The following is a 20,803-nucleotide window of genomic DNA, read 5'->3' on the forward strand; positions in this document are numbered from 1 at the left end:
AGGGGAAACCCTTTGCTTTTTTTTATGGACAAATTGAAGCTAAAAGTTATTTTTGGGACTATTTTTGAATATAAAAAGAATGTACATGCATTGTTAGGGGAAGGGGGAGTATGTTGATAGAATTTCGTAATGTAAATAAATATTATGGTAACTTTCAAGTTTTGAAAAATATTAATGTGCAAGTGAAAAAAGGGGAAGTGGTAGTAGTTGTCGGGCCTTCAGGATCAGGAAAAAGTACATTGCTTCGATGTATAAATCAATTAGAGGCAATTACAGATGGAGAATTAATTGTACAAAATACAGAGGTACACAATAAAAAAACGGACATGAATGAATTGCGGCGAAATATTGGGATGGTCTTTCAACATTTTTATTTATATCCACATAAAACGGTTCTTCAAAATATTACATTAGCACCGATTAAAGTAAATAAAGTTTCCAAAGAAGAAGCAGAGAAAACAGCAATGTTTTATTTAGAGAAAGTAGGAATCCCGGAGAAGGCTAACGTATATCCGCATCAATTATCCGGAGGACAACAGCAACGGGTGGCAATTGCTAGAGGACTTGCAATGCAGCCGGAAATTATGCTATTCGATGAGCCTACGTCTGCTCTTGATCCAGAGATGATTGGAGAGGTACTTGATGTTATGAAAGCACTGGCTAAAGAAGGGATGACAATGGTCGTTGTCACGCATGAAATGGGATTTGCTAGAGAGGTAGCAGATAGGATCTTATTTATGGATGATGGTCAAATTATTGAAGATACAACACCGGCGAACTTTTTTGCAAACCCTGAACAAGAAAGAGCTCGTTTATTTTTAAGTCGGGTGCTAAATCATTAGAGGAGGAATTTCATGCTTAAAATGAAAAAGTTATTTACTTTAATCGTATTTTCATGTTTATTCGTGCTTGTTGTTGCTGGATGCGGAAGTAAGAAAGATGAGGCAAAGGAAACAAATACGAAGCAAGGCGGGGCTGTTGAGCAAATTAAGAAACGAGGGAAATTAGTAGTTGGGGTGAAGAATGATACGAATTTATTTGGATTAAAAAATCCTTCAACAGGGCAGGTAGAAGGATTCGATGTTGATGTCGCGAAGGCACTGGCGAAAAAGATTCTTGGAGATGAAAAGAAGCTAGAGCTGAAAGAAGTAACGTCTAAAACACGTATTCCAATGCTGAAAAATGGTGATATTGATGCAATTATTGCAACAATGACAATTACGGAAGAACGCAAAAAAGAAGTGGATTTTTCAGATGTATATTTTAAAGCAGGACAATCGTTACTTGTGAAAAAAGGAAGCAATATTAAGAGCGTCGATGATATAAAACAAGGCGTTAAAGTATTAGCTGTAAAAGGATCAACATCTACAAATAACATTCGTCAAAAGTCACCAGAAGCGACTGTATTAGAGTTTGAAAATTATAGTGAGGCATTTACAGCGTTAAAGGCAGGTAAAGGTGATGTGTTAACGACAGATAATGCGATCCTTTACGGAATGGCAAAACAAGATTCTAATTATGAAGTAGTAGGAAAAATTTTCACAGATGAACCGTATGGAATTGCAGTGCAAAAAGGGGCAGATGATTTAACGAAAGAGATTAATACTTTAATTAAAGACATGAAAGTAAGTGGGGAGTATGACAAATTATATGAGAAGTGGATTGGACAAAAACCAGAAAAGTAGATAGTAAAAGTGAGAGGATGAGAGTACTCATCCTCTTCTTGTAAAGAAAGAGGGGAGAATATGTGCCTGATTTTTCTATATTAACGAATAACATTGATATGTATTTAGAAGGGTTTAAATATACAGTTATGTCTAGTGTAATTGCATTGATAGGTAGTTTTATTTTAGGAGTAATTTTGGCAGTAATGCGTATTGCACCTATTCGCATTTTAAATTGGATAGGATCAGCTTTTGTGGAGTTTGTAAGAAATATTCCACTTGTATTAATTGCATTTATATTCTATTTTGCTTTACCTGTAATAGGAATTACTTTAAATGGTTTTGTAGCAGGAACAGTTACGCTTACGGTATATACGGCAGCTTTTATTGCAGAAGTAATTCGCGCTGGTATTTTATCAGTTGCGAAAGGGCAGCTGGAAGCTGCTCGCTCTTCAGGGCTAACGTATGTGCAGGCGATGTATTATGTTGTCTTACCCCAAGCAATGAAAATTGTAATTCCTCCTTTAGGAAACCAGTTTCTCAATTTAGTTAAAAACTCTTCAATACTTGGAATTATTGCTGGTGCTGATTTAATGTATCAAGGAGATTTAATTTCAACGAAGACGTTTGTTACGTTTGATGTTTATATATTTGTCGGGATGTTTTATTTAATATTAACAATTCCGCTCAGTATGCTAGTGCGTTATTTAGAAAAACGCTTAGCAAAGGAGGCGGTGTAAATGGATTTTAAGGGAGCAATTACAGGGGATCATATTCTATTTTTATTAAAAGGATTACTTATAACGTTAGAGGTAGCGCTCGTAGCAATTGTACTTAGCTTTATTATCGGTAGTGTAATAGGAATATTGCGCTACACGAAAATACCTGTCGTCTCACAAATATTAGGAATTATCGTTGAAGTGATTCGAAACTTACCACTACTGTTAATTATATTTTTCACGTATTTTGCACTTCCAGAAGCAGGCTTGAAATTAGAAATTATAACAGCTACAATTGTTGCTTTAACAATATTTGAAGCTGCAATGATATCTGAAATTGTTCGAAGTGGTCTATTATCTATCGAAAAAGGGCAAATCGAAGCAGCGAGGTCTTCCGGATTAACGTATGTTCAAGCGCTGTGGCATATTATTTTGCCACAAGCATTAAGAAGAATGGTCCCGCCACTTGTCAGTCAGTTTATTTCATTGCTGAAAGATACAGCGCTAGCAGTCGTTATATCACTACCAGAGCTTATTCATAATGCTCAAATTATTAGCGGGCAAAATGTGAATTACATGATTCCGACGTTTATAGTAGTAGCTTGTATGTACTTTATAGTAAATTATAGTTTATCAATTTTATCGAGAAGATTAGAACTCCGTTGACTCTTACAATATATGTAAGGGTTTTTTCCTTGTTTCTCCTTATTTTCCTCTAAATAGAATCTAAATCTTGCAATAATTCGATTTTTATATTATTTTATCAGAAAAGTTTTAATTTTATATAGAAAATGTAATCGCTTTCGTGTATATTTTTATTATCAGAAAATTTTAACAAGATATAGGGGTATTGGTAGGGGGAGGATTTAGATGCAGCAACCAACGAATGAGAAATTACATCGTACGATGAAGAGTAGACATTTATTTATGATCGCACTAGGTGGTGTAATCGGAACTGGTTTTTTCTTAGGTTCAGGTTACACCATTAATCAGGCTGGACCAGGGGGAGCCATCCTTTCATATTTAGTAGGCGGATTTATTATGTATTTAACAATGCTTTGTCTTGGAGAGTTAACGGTAGCGATGCCGGTTTCAGGTTCTTTCCAAAAGTATGCGACGAAGTTTATTGGACCAGGAACGGGCTTTATGATTGGCTGGTTATACTGGCTCGGCTGGGCAGTAACAGTGGGTCTAGAATTAACGTCAATCGGTTTAATGATGAAAAGATGGTTTCCAAATGTTGATGTTTGGGTATGGTGCCTTGTATTCGGCGTTATTTTATATGCTTCAAACGCAATTTCGGCGAAAAGTTATGCTGAATTAGAATTTTGGTTCTCTAGTATTAAAGTAATTACAATTCTTGCATTTGTTGTGCTTGGTGGTAGTGCATTATTAGGATTTATATCATATGACGGAAAAGAAGCAGCACCTCTTTTCTCTAACTTTGTAAGCGATGGTGGACTTTTCCCGAATGGACTAGCTGCCGTATTACTTACAATGATTACAGTTAACTTCTCGTTCCAAGGAACAGAGTTAATCGGAATTGCAGCGGGAGAAAGTGAAAATCCAGAAAAAACAATTCCACGTGCAATCCGTAATACAGTATGGCGCATTATGTTATTCTTCATTTTAACAATGACGATTTTAGTAGGATTAATTTCTTGGAAAGAAGCAGGCGTAATTGAAAGTCCATTCGTAGTCGTATTTGATAAAATTGGTATTCCATACGCAGCTGATATTATGAACTTCGTTATTATTACTGCGTTATTATCTGTAGCGAACTCTGGATTATATGCAGCGACGCGTATACTATGGTCACTTGCAAATGAGGGAATGGCACCAACTTCCTTCCAGAAAGTAAATAAGCGTGGTATTCCAATTACAGCGCTAGTCGTAACGATTGCGGTAGCTGGATTATCCCTATTCACAAGTTTCCTTGCAGAAGATACAGTATACATGTACTTATTATCGATAGCTGGTTTATCGGCTGTTTCAAGTTGGATCATTATTGCTCTATCGCAACTTCGCTTTAGAAGTCAGTATATAAAAGGCGGAGGAAAGTTAGAGGACTTAAAGTATAGAACACCACTATATCCGATTGTTCCAATTTTAGCTTTAATTACAAATAGCATCGTTGTTATTAGTTTAGCGTTTATTCCTGAACAAAGAATGGCGTTATACTGCGGTATTCCATTTATCATTTTCTGCTATATATATTATTATTATATGAGTAAGAAACAGCAGAAACCGATGAAAGTGGAGATGGACAAAACAAATGAAACTAACAATCAAACACGATGATATAAAGGCAGATTTATCGTACGCTCAATTAGCGATTGGAAAAGAAAACGGGTATTCACCGTTACAATTACTCATTTCTTCTATTGCAGGATGTAGTGCAATTGTCTTTCGAACAATTTTAGAAAAGAAACGTATTACATACGATACGTTTACGATCGAAACTGAAATTGGTAGAAGTGAAGCTTTATCCAAACCAGTTGAAAGTGTTCATTTGCACTATAAAATTAAAGCGGAAAACATTACAGAAGAGCAGTTGGACAAAGCATTGCAGCTTGCAGTGAAAAATTGTACGATTGTTCAATCTGTAAAAGATAGTATAAAGGTTACGGAAACAATTGAACTAATAAAATGAAACATAAAAACGTGAGAGCCGTATTCTCACGTTTTTATGTTTTTAGAAAGAGGGGAAAGTGTAGTGGACTGTTTAGGTTGTAAATTAGCAAACGAAGAGGAAAAAATATATAAAATATATGAAGATGACTATGTAACATGTTTTTTAGATCATGAACCTTTCTATACAGGACATACTTTAATTGTGCCAAAGCAACATGTTGTAGAAGTAGACGAATTAGATGATGTTGTAGCAAAATCCATTATGGATGCTTCTAAGCTGATTGCAAAAGCGATTAAGGTATTATATAAACCTGACGGAATTACGATTTGTCAAAATGGTGGAATCTTTAATGAACTTACGCACTATCATATGCATGTTGTACCGAGATATAAAGAGCGTTCATTTGCTGAGTTTTATACGGTAAAGCCGGGAGAAAAGAAGAATCATAATTTGGAAGAAATAAAGACGTTGTTAAAAGAAGAGATAGAGAAAATACTGCACACTAAAAAGGCGTAAGAGAATTTCTCTTACGCCTTTTTAGTCTTCATACATACTTAAAACTTCTTTCGCACGCATACGTAAACCATCTATCAATTCTGTCGGTTCTAAAACTTTTGCATCTTTTCCGAGTCTATAAAATAAAGGGGTAATAAAATTGATTTCTCCTTTATCAATTGTTGAATTTATATATCCTGTCCCATCCTCGTTTATTATAACGAATTCCTCAAGATAAGGGACGCTTTTACATTGGCGTACGCCTTCTGTTGTCAGTAAAACATGTAACTGAGTAGGGATGTGTACTACGTTAGAGTTAGAGGCAAACCACTCTTCTAAATTCATGAATGTATCCTCATTTTCTTCCGTTGATAATATGGAAAGAATACGATCGATGCGATACAGTAATACTTTTTTTCTACTGAAGTCATAGGACGGTAAATACCATAGCCCGTCATGAGCATATACACCGATAGGATGAACGTGTTTTGTTTTTAACCCCGATTTAGATTCGTATTGAAAGTGTAAATTTTTATTTTCAATAGCCGCGGTTAACACTTCGTTTAAAAGAGGTGTATCAATTGTGCGCTTAGGATTCCAAAAAGCGATGTAAGAACGTATTTTATCAACTTTCGTTTTTGCATCATGTTGTAGGGAGCTATACAGTTTATGTGTAACGGAATTGATTTCTGTGTTAAAAGGTAAGTCGCGATAGTAACTTAAAGATTGAAAAGCAAAAAAGATAGAGACTGCTTCTTCTTCCGTAAATAAAATAGGCGGAATTACTCTATTCGTTAATACTTTATAGCCGCCGTTACGACCTTGTTCTGCGTAAATGGGCAACCCCATATCACTTAAATCTAAAATGTATCTATGGACAGTACGAACGGAGATATTAAATTCATCAGCTATTTCTTGCGCTGTAAATGTCTTTTTGGCAGAAGCAAATATAAGAATATCTAATAAGCGTTTAGCTTTTGACAAATGTATCACCTTTTTTCTTTTTAACATGACATAAATTGTCATGTTTTATTGTTAGTATATTGTTTACATCATATGTTATCAAGATGAGATGCAAGGAGGAAAAGATATGTCACGTGAAATAGTTTTATTTATTGCGGCGAGCTTAGATGGATATATTGCGAAAGAAAATGATGATTTAGAGTGGTTAATGGAAACAGAAGGAGAGGGAGATAACGGTTATACAGAAATGTATGAAACAATTGATACAATAATTATGGGAAAGAAAACGTACGACTATGTAGTAGAGCATACGGAAACATTCCCGTACTTAGATAAATCATGTTATGTTTTTTCTCGTTCAGAAAAAGGTTCAGACGGAAACGTAGAGTTTGTAAATGAAGATGTAGTGGAGTTTACAAAAAGGTTAAAAGCAAAAGAAGGATCTAAAATATGGATGGTTGGTGGAGGAGAGCTACTGAGAGAATTCTTTAAGAATAATCTAATTGATGAATATGTTGTCACGATTACCCCTCACATATTAGGTTCTGGAGTTCCGTTATTTCAAGACAAGAACCCAGAAATTAATTTAACTTTGACGGATACGAAACGTTTTGGGCAATTTGTAAATTTATATTATAAAGTAAAATGATAAAGAAACACGACTACTGATGGTAGTCGTGTTTCTTTACAGATGGTAATGAAATGATAAAACAAGATCCATGATCAACTTCACTCGTGACAGTAATCGTCCCGCCGTGTAGCTCTACAATTTCTTTCACGATAGATAGTCCTAAACCAGTTCCACCTGTAGCTCGTGATCTTGCTTTATCAACTCGATAAAAGCGTTCGAAAATGTGAGGGAGGTCTTCAAGCGGAATACCTTCGCCTTCATCTTCAATTGCAATGGAAATATGTTTATGTTCTTCTGTAACAGAAATGTTTATATGAGAATGCTCTTTTGAATGTCTATAAGCGTTATTTAAAATATTCACAACAACTTGTTCGAATCGTTGTTCATCTAAGTTTACTAGCAGTGTAGGAGGACAAGAGAAAGAAACTTTAATGTACCTTTCTTTATACATGGCGTTTACTTTTTCACATATACGCGTAAGGAAGGTGTGTAAATGCACTTCCTTTACTTGAATAGAAAAGTTATGTTGTTCCATTTGTGCAAGTGAAAATAAATCTTGAACTAAGTTTGTAATGTAATCAGACTCGTCTTTTATAATTGATAAATATCGCAAACGTTGTTCAGGAGGGGTACTTTCTTTTAAAGCAATGTCAGCATAACCTCTTACGTATGTTAACGGTGTTCGTAATTCGTGAGCAACACTTGCTAGAAATTCACTCCGCTCTGTTTTCATATAATGCAAATCATTTGCGAGCGTTTGAATAGATGATGCCAGTTCACCAATTTCATCATTACGAGTAGTCGTTAACGAAACGGACAAATCGCCTTTACTCATTTTTTCAGTTGCATGTTTCATGTGTAACAATGGTTTTGTTAATAAACGTGATAATAGGAAAATTGTGATGACTGTGAGTAGAAATGTGATGGCACCAGCAATAATGAATTGTTTCGTTAATCCATTAACTAACTTTTCAATTGATTCTGTTCCAAGAAACATGTACACATAGCCTTCATGTTTTCCATCTACTACAATGGGGCTAACTGTACATATATAATTAGATGTTTTCCAATGATTTTCTATAATCGCTCCATTATGGTCTGTTCGAGTTTGCATTTTACTAATATGATCGTTTATAGTCGTGTTTATTTCGTTAGATTTAGCTAGTATTTCTTTATTTGCATTTGTAATAACGACAGTTGTTTCAGCTTCAGATTCCATTAATGCTACGTGAGAGATGGTTTGCTCATCGTAATATTTTTCAAGTACATCTCGATGACTATTTCCTCGCTTTAATAAAGCTGTCATTTCTTCATTTACTCTAGTGTTTACAAGACTATAATAGAGCAAAATAAAGAGAACACTTTCAATTAAAAGTGTAACAATTAAAAAATAAAATCCGAATTGAATTGAAATTCGTTTCATCGTTTTGCCCCTTACTGTTCAGTATTAATCCATCGATAACCTACTCCATACACGGTTTTTAAATGATGATCAATAGGGAAATTTGCTTTTCGCAATTTATCACGTAAATTACGAATATGTGAATCGACTGTGCGATCTTCTGTATTTGTGTTTAATCCCCAAATTCGTTCGATGAGCTGATCACGGTTTAATACGTAGTTCACATGGCGTAAAAATAATCCGAGTAAAGAAAATTCAATTGGTGTGAGAAGGAGTTCTTCATTATGGACAGAAACGAAGTGTTTTGTTTCATCCCATACAATACCGTGATATTGGATTTGTTTATGTTCATTTGTACGTCTTAAAACGGCTTCAATTCTTGCGAAAAGTTCTTCTTCATGGAAAGGTTTCGTTACGTAATCATCGGCTCCAATTTTTAATCCTTGAACGACATCTACTGTTTGATCACGAGCTGTAACCATAATAATAGGAATGTTACTAAAAGATCGGATTTTTTTGCACGTTTCCCATCCGTCCATCTTTGGCATCATAATATCGAGTAAAACAAATTTAAAGTTTCGATTTTCTATATGTAAAATAGCTTCTTCTCCTGAAGTCGCACATACGCAGTTATATCCAATTGGTGTAAGATAAAGCGTTAATAATTCAAGCATTCTCGGTTCATCGTCTACGAGCAGTATATCAATCATAGAGAGCCCTCCATATTTATAATCGTTACTTAAAGTGTAATGCAAAATCATGAAGAAATGGTGCAGATTATGATGTGTCTGCATAATTTCTTCAGAATTGCTTGTTATTGTGGAGTTGAAATTACATTTTAGGTAATCATATTGGCTCAAAAATGATTAATACGGAGGCGGTATAGTGAAAAAAATGACCCGAATTTTTGGGATAACAATAATTACAGCAGTTGGTCTTGCTGCATGCGGACAAACGAATACAGACCATAAAAACCATGAATCTACAAAAGAGAAGAAAACAGAGCAAAAGGAAATGAAAATGAATCAGGAGGTAACGGCGCCAAAAGAAATGAACCAAGGTGCATCTAATGATTTATTAACGACAAGTTTAAAAAATGTAACGAGATTAAACACAAATGATCCTTCGCAAATGGCAGTATTAACTTCGCAAACGATATGGCCAGCAACTCATAAGGAGAACCAGCCAGGTGCTGTTATTTTAGTACCAGCAAGCGAGTGGCAATTTGGTATTGCGAGTGCAGATCTTATTCATCATCCGAATAACGGGCCGATTTTATTTATAGAAAAAGAAAAGATACCGGAAATGACGTTAAAAGAAATAAAACGATTAAATCCAATCGGAACGAAAGATGGAACACAAATTATGGTGATGGGAGATGTAGGTACTAGCGCGCTTGAACAATTAAAAGGTTATAAAGTAAAACAAATAAAAGAAACGGACCCAGCTATATTTGCGAAGGATGTTGATAAGGAGTATGCCGATATAACAGGAAGCTACCCAAATAGTGTTATTATCGGTTCGTCTGCAGAAGAAGGACGTTTATATACAACCCCCGCTGTAAATTGGATTTCTCATATGCCGGAACCACTACTCTATACAGAAAAGAATAAAGTGCCAGAAGCGACAATAGAGGCACTAAAAATGAGAAAAGATAAAGCAAATATATATGTATTAGGGCCAGAAAAAATTGTTTCAAAAGAAGTAGAAAAAGAGCTAAGCAAATACGGGAAAGTAACGCGTATTAGTGGAGAGACCCCTACAGAAAACTCGATTGCGTTCGCTAAATTTAAAGATGAAAAAACAAAATTTGGCTGGGGATTCACAAAACCTGGTCACGGTTTATCATTTGTTTCAAGTAAAACACCAGATTTAGCAGTTGCTGGGGCACCTTTTTCACATATGGGTAAACATGCACCTGTTGTATTATTAGAAGAAGGTAAAGCTTCACAACCAGTGTATGACTTCCTTGCAAGCATTCAGCCGAAGTTTAAAGATGATCCAACACTTGGACCATATAATCACGGTTTCTTATTAGGAAGTACGAGTGATATTTCATTTGAAACACAAGGAATACTAGATGAGAGGTTAGAAATTGTTCAGGAAAGTGGTCAAGGACACGGTGGACATTAATGAAATGAAAAAAGATGCTACTAAGGTAGTGTCTTTTTCTTTAGGAAACTTTTACATAGCAAAAAATCTTCTACTCGTTATATAATAGCTTTCGTGCAGTCGGCTAGATTTTCTTATGGAGAAAATCAAATTATAAAGGAGTAGAGGAGTGGTATTTTGTTTCAAACGATAAAAAATGACTGGTTTTCTAATGTGAGAGGGGACGTGTTATCAGGAATTGTCGTTGCTTTAGCGTTAATCCCTGAAGCGATAGCCTTCTCTGTTATTGCAGGCGTGGATCCGACAGTTGGACTATACGCAGCCTTTTGTATTGCAGTTACCATTTCATTTGTTGGCGGGAGAACTGGAATGATTTCAGCTGCAACAGGTGCAATGGCATTATTAATGGTAACGCTTGTTAAAGATCATGGTTTGCAATATTTATTTGCTACAACAATATTAACAGGTATTGTCCAAATTATTTTTGGCGTGTTCAAACTGAGCTCATTTATGAAGTTTGTTCCGAAATCTGTTATGAGTGGTTTTTTAAATTCACTTGGAATTTTAGTTTTTACAGCGCAATTGCCACATTTTAAAAATGCAACTTGGCAAATGTATGCACTCGTTGTATTAGGACTTGCAATTATATATTTATTTCCACGTATTACAACGGTTGTACCTTCTACGCTTATTTCAATTATTATTGTGACGAGTATTGCACTTATGAGCGGATTACAGTTGAAAACAGTAGGAGATATGGGAAGCCTGCCGAAAGAATTACCGTTCTTTAGTATTCCTGACGTGCCTTTTACACTTGAGACATTAGGGATTATTTTACCGTATGCAGTTATGCTTGCAATTATCGGTTTACTAGAATCATTATTAACAGCTTCAGTTTTAGATGATATGACGCATACGGAAAGTAATAAGCATAAAGAGGCACGCGGACAAGGGATCGCAAACATTGTTGCTGGTTTCTTCGGAGGAATGGCAGGTTGTGCAATGATCGGTCAATCTGTTATTAATATTAAATCAGGTGGACGAGGTCGCCTATCAACATTTGTAGCGGGCGGATTTTTAATCGTATTACTATTCGTTTTAGGAGATTATGTCGTTCATATTCCGATGGCAGCTTTAGTTGCAGTTATGATTATGGTTTCAATCGGAACGTTTGATTGGAACTCTGTAACAACAATTCATAAAGTACCAAAAGGAAACTCATTTGTTATGATCGTAACAGTTGTGATTGTCCTAATTACACATAATTTAGCATTAGGTGTAATTATCGGAACAGTAATTAGTGCAGTTTTATTTGCATTCAATATGGCAAAGATTCACGTGAAACATTTATATATTGAAAATAAGAAAATATACGAAATTCACGGTCAACTTTTCTTTGCATCTACAGCCGATTTCATAACTAATTTTTCATTTAATGAAGATGTAAAAGAAATTGAAATGAATTTTACTCATGCGCACGTATGGGATGATTCAGCAGTGGCATCAATTGATAAAGTTATCATGAAGTATGAACAAAGTGGTGTGAAAGTAAGTATAACAGGATTAAATGAACGTAGCTCAAAACTTGTTGCAAATTTAGCTACTTATAATAAAAGAATTGCTAGTTAAAAGCCTCCTTTTTAGGGGGCTTTATTATATAATACGAGTAGGATAACGAAAAGGGGATTCAGCATATGTACAAACAAATTATATTAGCATGTGACGGTTCTGAACATGCACTTCGAGCAGCGGAACATGCAACATATATTGCAAAATGTAGCGAAGAAACAAATGTTGAAGTTGTGTACGTAGTAGATAATAGAACGGCAAAATCAGATATTATACAAGGTCAAACAGATTTAGAAACAATATCAGCTAGTCGAAAAGATAAATTAAAAGAGATTGAAGGTTTATTAAAGAAAGAGAACATTTCTTATACAATTACGATATTACATGGTGATCCTGGAGATACAATTGTTCAATATGTAAATACAGGAGATATAGATCTTGTCATTGCTGGAAGTAGAGGGCTCAATACACTGCAAGAAATGGTGCTGGGAAGTGTAAGTCATAAAATAGCAAAGCGTGTGAAATGTCCAGTGATGATTGTAAAATGAAATAGAATGTAACGAAGATCTTAGTATAACTGAGGTCTTTTTTTATGTATAAATGACTCTTATTTGTGGAAATACTAGATATATAAGTTGAAAAGATGTTAACTTACAAATTTGTAAGTTAGTTGTTAGAGAAATCGATGTTATGAAATTTTTCCCATTGGTAAAATAAAAGTATCAAAGGGGAGATAGGGAGGATGGAAGCAATGAAATCATTTCAAAATTTGTCATATAGCCAAGGTGTCAGTCTTATTTGTTTAGGGGGATTTGCTGCATCTGTTACGTTAGCTGTTTTAATAAAGGTGTTTCATCAAATCTTTTAATCTTATAGTAGGGAAGGAATTGGTTGTTATCATTAGTAGGAACAGCAATGAAAATAAAAAATAGCTCTTAGCATGTATGTAAATGCTAAGAGCTATTTTTATGGTTGTTATATATTATTTAAGCTTGTTTTGATTTTACTGACCCTGTATTTAAAGTAAGAGCAAGGAAGAACATTGCAAGTACGCAAGATGCAAGTAATAAGATGAATCCGCCATCCCATCCGAATGCATCTACGATAAAGCCCATAGCTGCACTAGCGAAAGCTGCTCCGCCTAAGTAACCGAAGAATCCAGTTAAGCCTGCTGCAGTTCCAGCAGCTTTCTTTGGTGCTAAATCTAGAGCGTGTAGACCAATTAACATAACCGGTCCGTAAATTAAAAATCCAATTGCGACAAGTGCGATACTATCAACCATTGGATTACCAGGAGGGTTTAACCAGTAAACAAGAACTGCTATAAATACACCAACCATAAATAAAATACCAGCAGGTGCACGACGTCCTTTAAATAGTTTATCACTCATCCATCCGCAAAGAAGTGTACCTGGAATACCAGCCCATTCATATAGAGCGTAAGCAGTACGTGAGCTACTATGAGTAAAGCTTTTTTCTTCTACTAAATAAGTAGGAGCCCAGTCTACAACGCCGTAACGTACGAAATATACGAAAACGTTCGCAATAGCGATGTACCATAAAAACTTATTGTTTAATACGTATTTAAATAAAATTTCCTTTACTGAAAGCTCGCGTTCGCGATCTTTTACTTTTTCATCTGGTGGATATTCCCCAGTATGTTCTTCAATAGAAGGTAGTCCGCAAGATTGAGGCGTATCTTTCATCGTAATTAATACATAAATACCAACTAAAATTGAAAGAATACCTGGGAAGTAAAAAATACTTTTCCAGTCATCTGCGAAGAAGTATAAGCCTAATGTTACAAGGGAAGGCATAAGCGCTCCGCCAACATTATGAGCGACGTTCCAAATGGACATTTTTGTACCACGTTCGCTAATAGAGAACCAGTGAACCATCGTACGACCACAAGGAGGCCATCCCATACCTTGTACCCATCCATTTAAAAACTGAAGTACAAACATAAGTATAATGCTCGTTGTAATGAAAGAAAATGAGCCGAAAATAATATTAATGATACCTGATAAAAATAGCCCAGCTGCTAAAAAGTAGCGAGGATTACAACGATCGGATACGATACCCATAAGAAATTTACTTAATCCGTAAGCAATAGAAACTGCTGAAAGGATAACCCCAAGTTCCCCTTTACTAAAGCCTTGCTCGATTAAGTATGGCATTGCTAGTGAAAAGTTTTTTCGAACAAAGTAGTAACCTGCATAACCGATGAAGATACCTAAGAATACTTGTAAACGTAATTTACGGTATTCGCTATCAACGCGATCAGCTGGTAAGCGTTCCGCGTGGGGCGCAGGTTTAAATAATTGTGTGAAAAACATAAAATGAAAATCCTCCCCTAATTAATTCGAAGCGTTTTAAGACAGAGAACATAAAAAGGCCATGAAATATAAAAAAGTTTCCTTTTTTATGATTCATAGCCGTGTACTCCGTTTCTCCGTGACTGTCAATATTAACTTCGTCGAAAATTATACAACTTTGTGACAAAAATGTAAACGTTTTTATGAATAAAAGTATTGACGGATTTTATTCGCGGGATTAATATTTAAATACATTAAATATTTTATTGTTTAAATAAGAGGTGGATAACATGCCAAATGATATGACGCATATCGATAAAATTCAAGCTCTTGCCTTTTCGATTGGAAAGAAAATGCAAACGGAGTTATTAGAACAAATGCAAGCGACAGGACTTACACCACCGCAGTTTTATATTTTAAAGATTCTAGATCATTATGGGGCTTCAAGAGCGACAACATTAGCGAAAAAGATGTATGTGAAGCCTAGCGCGATTACAGTGATGATTGATCGTCTAATCGATCAAGAACTTGTAGAACGCTATCACGACAAAGATGACCGTCGCGTTGTCATCATCGAGTTAACGAAAAAGGGGAAAGCTAGAGTAGAAGAGGCAATGACAGCTCGTAACGAGCATATTGCAAAATACTTTTCACATTTAGAGTTGCAAGAAAGAGAAGATTTATTACGTCTCTTTGAGAAGTTAGAAACCATTATTTGCGGGACACAAGAGAAAAAAGAGAATAACTAAGAGGAATTGAGGAGATTACATGGAGCAACAAGAAAATCAAAATAGAAAGTTGTTGTTAATCGGTTTAATTATCGCGATGCTATTTGCTGCATTAGATGGAACAATTGTCGGTACAGCAATGCCACGTATCGTCGGTGACCTAGGTGGATTAAGCTTAATGACATGGTTAACAACAGCTTATATGTTAACATCAACGACAGTTGTACCAATTGCAGGTAAATTAGCTGATTTACTTGGTCGTCGTAACGTATATATAACAGGGCTAGTTATTTTCATGATTGGTTCGGCGTTATGTGGTATGGCAAATGGTATGACAGAATTAATTATTTTCCGTGGTATTCAAGGTCTTGGTGGCGGTATTATGATGCCAATGGCTATGATTATTATTGGAGATATGTTCACGGGAAAAGAACGTGCGAAATGGCAAGGTATTTTTGGGGCGTTATACGGCCTTGCTTCTGTAATTGGACCACAAGTTGGTGGTTGGATTGTAGATGCAGTGAACTGGAGATGGGTATTCTACATTAACTTACCGGTTGGTATTTTAGCAACAATCTTTATTGCAATGGGATTAAAATCACATAAACAAACAGGACCAATTAAAATTGATATCGCTGGAATCTTTACGATGATTCTCGGTGTTGTAAGTTTATTACTTGCGCTAACGTTTGGCGGAAAAGATTATGCATGGGATTCTTGGCAAATTATCGGTTTATTTGCACTAGCTGTAATTGGTATCGTTAGCTTTGTTATCGTTGAAACGAAAGCTGAAGAGCCAATTTTACCAATGCACTTCTTTAAAAATCGCACATTTACAATACTGAATGCGATTGGATTCTTTATGAGTATTGGAATGTTCGGTGCGATTATGTTCGTACCATTCTTCATGCAAGGGATTGTAGGAGTAAGTGCTGCTGAATCAGGAACAATTATGACTCCAATGATGATTACAATGATTGTGATGAGTATTATCGGTGGGCAACTTGTATTAAAAGTTGGTGTAAAACCACAAATTATCGCAGGTATGCTTATTATGGCCGGTGGTTTCTGGTTATTAACAACGATGGATATGCACACAACGAAGCTTACAGCTACTTCTTATATGATGGTTATCGGTTTAGGAATGGGTCTTGTAATGCCTACATTAACATTAGCGTTACAAGAAAGCTTCCCGAAAAAAGACCTTGGTGTCGTAACGTCATCAAGTCAATTCTTCCGACAAATCGGTGGTACATTTGGTATTACAATTTTAGGGTCAATTATGAATAACACTTCAGGTACGACATTAACAAAAAATTTAGTACCTGTATTAGATACATTCCCGAAAGAAGCGGGACAAATGGTAACGAAATTTAAAGATATGATTCACACAGATCCACAAGGTTTATATTCAATGCTATTTAGCCCAGAGGCATTAAAACAAATGCCAGAAGCGTTCGCTAACAGCATTGTACCTATTTTGAAAAACTCTTTAGTAGACTCGCTTCATACTGTATTCTTAACAGGATTAGTATTTATCGTAGTAGGTGCCATCTTTACGATTTTCTTACAAAAAATTAAATTATCAGATCGTAAAAAAGATGCTAAAGAGCCTGTTGTAGAAGAAAAAGAAAAAACTGTATCATACTCGTAATGAAGAAGCATCGCCTTATGGCGGTGCTTTTTTGAGTATAACCTTAAAAGCTTTTTAGTGAGAAATGATTGACGTATTTTTAGAAATACGTTATATTATTTTCTGTAAACGGTTACATGAAATGAGGAGAAAAGAGAATGAGTACGATCAAAGACGTTGCGAAATTAGCGGGAGTATCTGTTGCGACCGTTTCCAGAGTTCTAAATAAAAATGGATATGTTCACGAAGATACATTAAAAAAGGTAGAACGTGCAATTGAGATGTTAGATTATAAGCCTAGTACAGTAGCGCGTTCACTGTATAATAAAAAGTCTCGTTTAATTGGCTTAGTTGTTCCAAATATCGTGAATCCATTCTTTCCGGAAGTTGCACGTGCCGTAGAAGATGTAGCACATAAACAAGGTTACACAGTTGTCCTTTGTAACTCTGATGAAAGTTTAGAAAAAGAGAAACAATATATTGATGTACTTAGACAAAATAATGTAGATGGATTTATTGTAGCAACGAATCCACAAAATAGTGTTAATTACATGAATTTATCTGTTCCAGTTGTTGCGATTGACCGTATGTTTAATGAGCGTATTCCTACTGTATATGCAGATAACTATGCAGGAAGTCAGGCTGCGACAAAGTTGTTACTAGATAAAGGATGTAAACATATTGCACATATTCGCGGTCCACGTGATGTGAGTACTGCAAATGAACGTTTTGAAGGTTTTGTAGACGTTATTACGCAAAATAATCTTTCATATATGATTGCAGAGAGTACGTTTGATCCAGCAAATAGTGAGCGTGTAGCGATGGAATTATTAGAAGAATACCCGCATATCGATGGTATTGTCGCTGGGAATGATTTAATTGCGATCGGTATTGTAAAGGCGGCACTTCAAAAGGGGATTGCCATTCCAGATGATTTACAAATTATCGGATTTGATGGCATTTCTTTAACGGAAATGATGTATCCATCTATTACGACAGTTGCACAACCGATATATGAAATGGGGAAAATTGCAACAGAGTTGTTGTTAGAGCAAATGGAAGGAAATACATTAGAAGAGAAACATTATCGTTTGCCGATTGAAATTATAGAACGAAATACAACGAAGTAAGGAGATGAAACAGATGCCAAATATTGCAGTAGTAGGAAGCATTTCAATGGACTTAGTGGCTGTTTCAAAAAAACGCCCGAAAGCAGGAGAAACAGTAATTGGTGAAGCGTTTCATACAATCCCAGGAGGGAAAGGGGCAAACCAAGCAGTTGCTGCAGCTAGGTTAGGAGCAAATGTAGCAATGGTTGGAGCGGTAGGAAATGATGATTATGGAACAGTAGTTAGAAAAAATCTAGAGAACGAACGCATTTTTATCGATTATGTGGTACCGGTTACAGATGGAACGACAGGAATTGCTCATATCGTTTTAGCAGAAGAAGATAACAGTATTGTTGTCGTACAAGGGGCAAATGCTCTTGTAAATAAGTCAGTTGTAGATCGCTCCAAAGACCTTCTTGTAAAAGCGGATATGGTTGTTCTTCAACTAGAAATTCCACTTGAAACAGTAAAATATGTATTGGCTATTTGTGAGGAACATAATATTCCTGTTATGTTAAATCCAGCGCCAGCACAAGTTTTATCAGAAGACATTTTAGAAAAGGCAACTTATATTACGCCAAATGAACATGAGTGCCGCATCGTATTAGATGATTTTACATCACCAATTGAAGATTTATTGGCGAAGTATCCCAATAAATTATTGATGACAGAAGGTTCTAACGGTGTTCGTTTCCATAATGGCACGGAGATTGTACATGTTCCTAGCATTGCTGTTGATGTAGTGGATACAACTGGAGCTGGTGATACATTTAATGGTGCGTTAGCAGTTGCACTTTCTGAAGGAGAGACACTTCAAAAAGCAATTCGTTTCGCGAATATTGCCGGTGGTCTTTCTGTAACGAAACTTGGAGCACAGGGCGGTATGCCAACGAGAGATCGAGTACGTGAAGTGCAGGTGATTGTTGGATGAAAAAGCATGGTGTATTAAATAGTGAAATCGCGGCAGTCCTTGCTTCACTTGGGCATACAGATACGGTTGTAATTGCTGATTGCGGGTTACCGATTCCGGATGGAGTAAAACGAATTGATTTAGCTGTTGAGATTGGAAAACCGAGTTTTTTAGAAGTGTTACAAGTTGTAGCTGATGATATGGTAATCGAAAAAGTGACGTTAGCAGAAGAAGTCATTATAAATAATGCGGCAGTAAATAAAGAGATCGAGCAGAAATTAACAGAGCCAGCATTTGAGTATGTATCTCATGAGCAATTTAAAGAGCATACAAAGAAAGCGAAGGCGATTATTCGTACAGGCGAGGCTACGCCTTATGCAAATGTAATTTTACATGCAGGCGTGATTTTTTAATAAAGGGAAGTGATGGGAATGCATATTGAAATGAAAAACATTTCAAAGGCGTTCAATGGAAATCCTGTTCTGAAGAATGCACAGTTTATGATTGAAACAGGAGAAGTCCATGCATTGATGGGGGAAAATGGAGCGGGTAAATCAACGCTCATGAAGATTTTAACAGGTGTATACAAAAAAGATGGTGGGACAATCACAATTGATGGGCAAGAGCGCACCTTTAAAAATGCGAAAGAAGCTGAAGAGTACGGCATCGCATTTATACATCAAGAACTAAACATATTGCCGAATTTAACAGTAGCTGAAAATATGTTTCTCGGTAAAGAGTTAATGTATGGGAAAACAGGTATTTTACGCACTCGACAAATGAACGCGATTGCGCAGCAGCAACTAGCGGAGTTAGGGTTGCATGTAAGAGGCGCTATGTTAGCAGAGGAATTATCGGTTGGACAACAGCAAATTATTGAAATTGCGAAAGCATTAATGACAAACGCGAGCGTTATTATTATGGATGAACCTACTGCGGCACTGACGGATCGTGAAATCGAAACGCTCTTTACAGTAATCAATAAGTTACGTAAAGAAGGTGTTTCATTCGTGTACATTTCGCATCGTATGGAAGAGATTTTCTCAATATGTGATGCTATTACGATTTTGCGTGATGGAGAATACGTGGGAAAGAGATTAATTCCAGAAACATCATTTGATGAAGTAGTGAGTATGATGGTGGGGCGCAGCATTGGTGAACGTTACCCAGAGCGAAATAGTCAAATTGGTGATGTCATTTTTGAAATGCGTAACGGAACGAAGAAAGGGAAATTTGAAAATGTTTCGTTTCAAGTGAGGAAAGGTGAAATCCTTGGTGTAGCTGGTTTGATGGGGGCTGGTCGCACTGATATTATGAAAGCGATATTTGGTTATGAACCTTTAGACTCTGGACAAATTTTTATAAATGGACAAGAAGTAAAGATTGATAGTCCAATAGATGCAATTAGACAAAGAATTGCTTTCATTACAGAAGATAGAAAGTCTGAAGGATTAGTGTTAGATTTTTCAATTCGAGAAAATTTAGCTTTACCGAATTTAGAAAGTCTTTCAAAGGGAAGTGTTCTAAGCAACGAGCTAGAACAACAGTTTACAGAGGATATGATGAAGCTTCTTAATGTGAAAGCATCTAGCGGAGAGCAGGCAGTGAAATCTCTTTCTGGTGGAAATCAGCAAAAGATTGTAATCGCAAAATGGTTAGGCATTCATCCGCAATTACTCATTTTAGATGAGCCAACAAGGGGTGTTGATGTTGGAGCGAAAAAAGAAATTTACTCTATTATGAATAAGCTTACAGAGCAAGGCGATGCCGTTATTATGGTATCATCTGAGCTTCCGGAAGTTTTAGGGATGAGTGATCGAGTTCTTGTTATTCATGAAGGAAAAGTCGGCGGAGTTTTAGGGAAAGATGAGGCATCACAAGAGTCTATTATGGCACTAGCTACAGGGGGAGAGTAAGG

At 36.0% G+C, this 20,803-nt stretch carries 22 protein-coding genes; 18 read left to right on the forward strand and 4 right to left on the reverse strand.

The features are described 5' to 3' along the window. The first annotated feature begins 110 nt into the window (after positions 1 to 110). The 7 genes from GBN91_RS25795 (at position 111) to GBN91_RS25825 (ending at position 5,534) form a co-directional block, all read left to right on the forward strand. Positions 111 to 842, forward strand: a complete 732-nt coding sequence (locus GBN91_RS25795) for an amino acid ABC transporter ATP-binding protein (RefSeq protein ID WP_006917993.1) — start codon at positions 111 to 113, stop codon at positions 840 to 842. A 12-nt stretch (positions 843 to 854) separates the two neighbouring features. Further along, positions 855 to 1,685, forward strand: a complete 831-nt coding sequence (gene glnH / locus GBN91_RS25800) for a glutamine ABC transporter substrate-binding protein GlnH (RefSeq protein WP_102956306.1) — start codon at positions 855 to 857, stop codon at positions 1,683 to 1,685. A gap of 62 nt (positions 1,686 to 1,747) precedes the next feature. After that, the gene (locus tag GBN91_RS25805; RefSeq protein ID WP_016121835.1) at positions 1,748 to 2,404 is read left to right on the forward strand and encodes an amino acid ABC transporter permease; all 657 of its coding nucleotides are present in this window, start codon (positions 1,748 to 1,750) and stop codon (positions 2,402 to 2,404) included. Further along, positions 2,405 to 3,049, forward strand: a complete 645-nt coding sequence (locus GBN91_RS25810; protein WP_000345978.1) for an amino acid ABC transporter permease — start codon at positions 2,405 to 2,407, stop codon at positions 3,047 to 3,049. A 204-nt stretch (positions 3,050 to 3,253) separates the two neighbouring features. Next, positions 3,254 to 4,684: an amino acid permease gene (locus GBN91_RS25815; protein ID WP_001187099.1), complete on the forward strand. Its 1,431-nt coding sequence runs from the start codon at positions 3,254 to 3,256 to the stop codon at positions 4,682 to 4,684. Then, on the forward strand, positions 4,659 to 5,036 hold the full coding sequence (locus GBN91_RS25820; protein ID WP_071739123.1) for an OsmC family protein: 378 nt from the start codon (positions 4,659 to 4,661) through the stop codon (positions 5,034 to 5,036). The genes GBN91_RS25815 and GBN91_RS25820 overlap by 26 nt, the downstream gene beginning before the upstream one ends. A 36-nt stretch (positions 5,037 to 5,072) precedes the next feature. Next, entirely contained in the window at positions 5,073 to 5,534 is a 462-nt protein-coding gene (locus tag GBN91_RS25825; RefSeq protein ID WP_102956308.1) for an HIT family protein, read from the forward strand. A 21-nt stretch (positions 5,535 to 5,555) separates the two neighbouring features. On the opposite strand, the gene GBN91_RS25830 is transcribed toward GBN91_RS25825, so the two are convergent. After that, positions 5,556 to 6,539, reverse strand: a complete 984-nt coding sequence (locus GBN91_RS25830) for a helix-turn-helix transcriptional regulator (protein ID WP_171009799.1) — start codon at positions 6,537 to 6,539, stop codon at positions 5,556 to 5,558. 64 nt (positions 6,540 to 6,603) lie between these two features. Here GBN91_RS25830 and GBN91_RS25835 point away from each other — a divergent pair, with 64 nt between their 5' ends. Then, complete coding sequence (locus GBN91_RS25835) at positions 6,604 to 7,125, forward strand: dihydrofolate reductase family protein (RefSeq protein WP_000085783.1); 522 nt, start codon at positions 6,604 to 6,606, stop codon at positions 7,123 to 7,125. Between the two features lie 13 nt (positions 7,126 to 7,138). On the opposite strand, the gene GBN91_RS25840 is transcribed toward GBN91_RS25835, so the two are convergent. Further along, the gene (locus tag GBN91_RS25840) at positions 7,139 to 8,530 is read right to left on the reverse strand and encodes a sensor histidine kinase (RefSeq protein ID WP_152122650.1); all 1,392 of its coding nucleotides are present in this window, start codon (positions 8,528 to 8,530) and stop codon (positions 7,139 to 7,141) included. A gap of 11 nt (positions 8,531 to 8,541) precedes the next feature. Then, the gene (locus tag GBN91_RS25845; RefSeq protein ID WP_000565476.1) at positions 8,542 to 9,219 is read right to left on the reverse strand and encodes a response regulator transcription factor; all 678 of its coding nucleotides are present in this window, start codon (positions 9,217 to 9,219) and stop codon (positions 8,542 to 8,544) included. 175 nt (positions 9,220 to 9,394) lie between these two features. Here GBN91_RS25845 and GBN91_RS25850 point away from each other — a divergent pair, with 175 nt between their 5' ends. The 4 genes from GBN91_RS25850 (at position 9,395) to GBN91_RS25865 (ending at position 13,058) form a co-directional block, all read left to right on the forward strand. After that, entirely contained in the window at positions 9,395 to 10,642 is a 1,248-nt protein-coding gene (locus tag GBN91_RS25850; protein ID WP_102956309.1) for an ArsR family transcriptional regulator, read from the forward strand. Positions 10,643 to 10,798: 156 nt separating this feature from the next. After that, positions 10,799 to 12,250 carry a SulP family inorganic anion transporter gene (locus tag GBN91_RS25855; RefSeq protein ID WP_000487920.1) on the forward strand — a complete coding sequence of 484 codons (1,452 nt, stop codon included), beginning with the start codon at positions 10,799 to 10,801 and terminating at the stop codon, positions 12,248 to 12,250. Positions 12,251 to 12,315: 65 nt separating this feature from the next. Continuing rightward, positions 12,316 to 12,738: a universal stress protein gene (locus GBN91_RS25860; RefSeq protein ID WP_000277999.1), complete on the forward strand. Its 423-nt coding sequence runs from the start codon at positions 12,316 to 12,318 to the stop codon at positions 12,736 to 12,738. A 203-nt stretch (positions 12,739 to 12,941) separates the two neighbouring features. Next, entirely contained in the window at positions 12,942 to 13,058 is a 117-nt protein-coding gene (locus tag GBN91_RS25865; RefSeq protein WP_000834733.1) for a DUF4027 family protein, read from the forward strand. 118 nt (positions 13,059 to 13,176) lie between these two features. On the opposite strand, the gene glpT is transcribed toward GBN91_RS25865, so the two are convergent. Further along, complete coding sequence (gene glpT, locus GBN91_RS25870) at positions 13,177 to 14,526, reverse strand: glycerol-3-phosphate transporter (RefSeq protein WP_000466385.1); 1,350 nt, start codon at positions 14,524 to 14,526, stop codon at positions 13,177 to 13,179. 269 nt (positions 14,527 to 14,795) lie between these two features. Between glpT and GBN91_RS25875 the strand changes: the two genes are divergently transcribed. The 6 genes from GBN91_RS25875 (at position 14,796) to rbsA (ending at position 20,801) form a co-directional block, all read left to right on the forward strand. Beyond that, positions 14,796 to 15,254, forward strand: a complete 459-nt coding sequence (locus GBN91_RS25875) for a MarR family winged helix-turn-helix transcriptional regulator (protein WP_001132365.1) — start codon at positions 14,796 to 14,798, stop codon at positions 15,252 to 15,254. Between the two features lie 19 nt (positions 15,255 to 15,273). After that, a complete protein-coding gene (locus GBN91_RS25880; protein WP_000437641.1) occupies positions 15,274 to 16,887 on the forward strand; it encodes an MDR family MFS transporter in 1,614 nt (537 codons plus the stop codon). A 137-nt stretch (positions 16,888 to 17,024) separates the two neighbouring features. Then, the gene (gene rbsR / locus GBN91_RS25885; protein ID WP_000104047.1) at positions 17,025 to 17,996 is read left to right on the forward strand and encodes a ribose operon transcriptional repressor RbsR; all 972 of its coding nucleotides are present in this window, start codon (positions 17,025 to 17,027) and stop codon (positions 17,994 to 17,996) included. A 13-nt stretch (positions 17,997 to 18,009) separates the two neighbouring features. After that, complete coding sequence (gene rbsK / locus GBN91_RS25890; protein WP_001132860.1) at positions 18,010 to 18,906, forward strand: ribokinase; 897 nt, start codon at positions 18,010 to 18,012, stop codon at positions 18,904 to 18,906. Then, positions 18,903 to 19,298: a D-ribose pyranase gene (rbsD, locus tag GBN91_RS25895; protein WP_086412264.1), complete on the forward strand. Its 396-nt coding sequence runs from the start codon at positions 18,903 to 18,905 to the stop codon at positions 19,296 to 19,298. Before rbsK ends, rbsD begins: the two co-directional genes overlap by 4 nt. An 18-nt stretch (positions 19,299 to 19,316) precedes the next feature. Further along, positions 19,317 to 20,801, forward strand: coding sequence for a ribose ABC transporter ATP-binding protein RbsA (gene rbsA, locus GBN91_RS25900; protein ID WP_006918021.1), 1,485 nt, complete (start codon positions 19,317 to 19,319; stop codon positions 20,799 to 20,801). Positions 20,802 to 20,803: the final 2 nt, after the last annotated feature.

It is taken from the genome of Bacillus sp. B1-WWTP-T-0.5-Post-4 (assembly GCF_009183795.1).
Classification (GTDB): Bacteria; Bacillota; Bacilli; order Bacillales; family Bacillaceae_G; genus Bacillus_A; species Bacillus_A cereus.

Excerpts from the sequence above, each read along its gene's own strand:
- GBN91_RS25795 (WP_006917993.1), top strand. The coding sequence starts at position 111 with ATGTTGATAGAATTTCGTAATGTAAATAAATATTATGGTAACTTTCAA.
- glnH (WP_102956306.1), top strand. The coding sequence starts at position 855 with ATGCTTAAAATGAAAAAGTTATTTACTTTAATCGTATTTTCATGTTTA.
- GBN91_RS25810 (WP_000345978.1), top strand. The coding sequence starts at position 2,405 with ATGGATTTTAAGGGAGCAATTACAGGGGATCATATTCTATTTTTATTA.
- GBN91_RS25815 (WP_001187099.1), top strand. The coding sequence starts at position 3,254 with ATGCAGCAACCAACGAATGAGAAATTACATCGTACGATGAAGAGTAGA.
- GBN91_RS25820 (WP_071739123.1), top strand. The coding sequence starts at position 4,659 with ATGAAACTAACAATCAAACACGATGATATAAAGGCAGATTTATCGTAC.
- GBN91_RS25825 (WP_102956308.1), top strand. The coding sequence starts at position 5,073 with ATGTTTTTAGAAAGAGGGGAAAGTGTAGTGGACTGTTTAGGTTGTAAA.
- GBN91_RS25830 (WP_171009799.1), bottom strand. The coding sequence starts at position 6,539 with ATGACAATTTATGTCATGTTAAAAAGAAAAAAGGTGATACATTTGTCA.
- GBN91_RS25835 (WP_000085783.1), top strand. The coding sequence starts at position 6,604 with ATGTCACGTGAAATAGTTTTATTTATTGCGGCGAGCTTAGATGGATAT.
- GBN91_RS25840 (WP_152122650.1), bottom strand. The coding sequence starts at position 8,530 with ATGAAACGAATTTCAATTCAATTCGGATTTTATTTTTTAATTGTTACA.
- GBN91_RS25845 (WP_000565476.1), bottom strand. The coding sequence starts at position 9,219 with ATGATTGATATACTGCTCGTAGACGATGAACCGAGAATGCTTGAATTA.
- GBN91_RS25860 (WP_000277999.1), top strand. The coding sequence starts at position 12,316 with ATGTACAAACAAATTATATTAGCATGTGACGGTTCTGAACATGCACTT.
- GBN91_RS25865 (WP_000834733.1), top strand. The coding sequence starts at position 12,942 with ATGAAATCATTTCAAAATTTGTCATATAGCCAAGGTGTCAGTCTTATT.
- glpT (WP_000466385.1), bottom strand. The coding sequence starts at position 14,526 with ATGTTTTTCACACAATTATTTAAACCTGCGCCCCACGCGGAACGCTTA.
- GBN91_RS25875 (WP_001132365.1), top strand. The coding sequence starts at position 14,796 with ATGCCAAATGATATGACGCATATCGATAAAATTCAAGCTCTTGCCTTT.
- GBN91_RS25880 (WP_000437641.1), top strand. The coding sequence starts at position 15,274 with ATGGAGCAACAAGAAAATCAAAATAGAAAGTTGTTGTTAATCGGTTTA.
- rbsR (WP_000104047.1), top strand. The coding sequence starts at position 17,025 with ATGAGTACGATCAAAGACGTTGCGAAATTAGCGGGAGTATCTGTTGCG.
- rbsK (WP_001132860.1), top strand. The coding sequence starts at position 18,010 with ATGCCAAATATTGCAGTAGTAGGAAGCATTTCAATGGACTTAGTGGCT.
- rbsD (WP_086412264.1), top strand. The coding sequence starts at position 18,903 with ATGAAAAAGCATGGTGTATTAAATAGTGAAATCGCGGCAGTCCTTGCT.
- rbsA (WP_006918021.1), top strand. The coding sequence starts at position 19,317 with ATGCATATTGAAATGAAAAACATTTCAAAGGCGTTCAATGGAAATCCT.